This window comes from Aeromicrobium sp., from assembly GCF_014378035.1.
Taxonomy (GTDB): domain Bacteria; phylum Actinomycetota; class Actinomycetes; order Propionibacteriales; family Nocardioidaceae; genus Aeromicrobium.
This window is the reverse complement of record NZ_JACMOM010000033.1, coordinates 1-1743: the sequence shown is the minus strand read 5'-3', so window position 1 is coordinate 1743 and position 1743 is coordinate 1. Positions and strand designations below refer to the sequence as shown.

Below are 1743 nucleotides of genomic sequence, written 5' to 3'. Positions count from 1 at the left end.
CCTCAGGTCAAGCTCCTGACCGATGCCGGCATCCCCGTCATGGCCCACATCGGCTTCACCCCGCAGGCCGAGCACAACCTGGGTGGCTACCGCGTTCAGGGGCGCGGCGATGCTGCCGCCCAGCTCGTCGCCGAGGCCAAGGCGTTCGAGGAGGCGGGAGCCTTCGCGGTGGTGATGGAGATGGTGCCCGCACCGGTCGCCGCCGAAGTCACCAAAGCGCTGCGCATCCCCACGATCGGCATCGGCGCGGGCGCCGGCTGTGACGCTCAGGTGCTGGTCTGGCAGGACATGATGGGCCTGCGCACCGGCAAGGCACCTCGTTTCGTCAAGCGCTACGCCGATCTGCACGGCGTGATGCTCACAGCTGCGAAGGCATACGCCGACGACGTCGCGGCGGGCACCTTCCCCGCGGCAGAGCACTCCTTCGACGGCTGAGGTCCGACCGGAGACTCCGGCGGGGCCTCTCTCAGTTGCTCCATCCCCAGTACGTCGCACCGACGTAGGCCAGCGCGCCGTTCAGGGCAGCGCCGATCACGGGCACCGTGACGCACAACGCCGGTCTCGACCGCGCCCACCGCGCCAGCAGCATCGAGGTCGGGATCAGCAGCGCCAGGCTCAGCACGACACCCCACCACGGCGCGTAGGGCACGCTGGAGATCGCGTACCAGAGCACGATGAACATGCCGGCGACCCCGATCCATGGGCCTGAACGCTCCAGATCGAGCCTGCGCCGGCTCATCCCCCGGACGGTGAGGGGTCGGAGTCCGGCTTCGTCTCGTCATTCCACTCCGGGTCGTTGTCCCACGACTTGGTGCGCTCGGCGGCAGTTTCCAGCGCACGCGACGCCTCGGCGGCTGTGTCGTAAGGGCCCATTCGGTCGGCGGCCCTGCAACCGTCCTCGCCTTCGACGCTGTGGTGGATGAGGCAGTAGTAGAACTTGGCATCGCTCATGGACCCCATACTGCCTCAGCCGGCGTTCGGGTACGCACTTAAACTCGGCTGGTGACTGTTCTTGCTGCTGGCCGTCTGTCCCCCGAGCGCGCCGTCCCGAGCTCGATCGAACGTCCTGAGTACGTCGGACAGATCGCTCCCCTGCCCTATCGCGGTCCCCAGGTGCGCGATGCCGACACGATCGCCGCGATGCGCATCGCCGGACGCGTCGCCGCGCAGGCCCTGGATGCCGTCGAGGCAGCCATCGCACCCGGAGTCACGACGGACGAGCTCGACCGCGTGGGCCACGGGTTCCTCGTCTCGCAGGGCGCCTATCCCTCGACCCTCGGGTATCGCGGCTACCCCAAGTCGCTGTGCAGCAGCGTCAACGAGGTGATCTGCCATGGCATCCCGGACGACCGCCCGCTGGCTGACGGAGACATCGTCAACATCGACATCACGGCGTTCATCGGCGAGGTGCACGGCGACACCAACAAGACGTACCTGGTGGGCAACGTCGACCAGGAGTCACGCCTGCTGGTCGAGCGCACCCTCGAGGCGACGATGCGCGCCATCCGCGCGGTCAGGCCGGGGCGCGAGATCAACGTCATCGGGAGGGTCATCGAGTCGTACGCCCGACGCTTCGGCTATGGCGTGGTGCGCGACTTCACCGGCCACGGCGTGGGCCCGGCTTCCCACGACGGCCTCGTCGTCCCCCACTACGACGACCCGTCCTACGACACCGTGATCAAGGAGGGCATGACGTTCACGATCGAGCCAATGTTGACTCTCGGATCGATCGAGTGGGACATG

General features: G+C 67.8%; 4 protein-coding genes. 2 read left to right on the top strand and 2 right to left on the bottom strand.

What is annotated here, in order from left to right:
- On the top strand, positions 1-435 hold a 435-nt coding region (locus H7290_RS02140), incomplete at its 5' end, for a 3-methyl-2-oxobutanoate hydroxymethyltransferase (RefSeq protein WP_290512370.1).
- A gap of 31 nt (positions 436-466) precedes the next feature.
- Here the strand turns inward: H7290_RS02140 and H7290_RS02135 are convergent.
- Both H7290_RS02135 and H7290_RS02130 read right to left on the bottom strand, forming a co-directional pair.
- Positions 467-739, bottom strand: a complete 273-nt coding sequence (locus H7290_RS02135; RefSeq protein WP_290512369.1) for a hypothetical protein — start codon at positions 737-739, stop codon at positions 467-469.
- On the bottom strand, positions 736-951 hold the full coding sequence (locus H7290_RS02130; protein ID WP_290512368.1) for a hypothetical protein: 216 nt from the start codon (positions 949-951) through the stop codon (positions 736-738). Before H7290_RS02130 ends, H7290_RS02135 begins: the two co-directional genes overlap by 4 nt.
- A gap of 51 nt (positions 952-1002) precedes the next feature.
- On the opposite strand from H7290_RS02130, the gene map reads away from it, so the two are divergent.
- On the top strand, positions 1003-1743 hold a 741-nt coding region (gene map, locus H7290_RS02125), incomplete at its 3' end, for a type I methionyl aminopeptidase (RefSeq protein ID WP_290512367.1).

Coding starts and splice junctions, on each gene's coding strand:
- H7290_RS02135 (WP_290512369.1), bottom strand. CDS start 739: ATGAGCCGGCGCAGGCTCGATCTGGAGCGTTCAGGCCCATGGATCGGG.
- H7290_RS02130 (WP_290512368.1), bottom strand. CDS start 951: ATGAGCGATGCCAAGTTCTACTACTGCCTCATCCACCACAGCGTCGAA.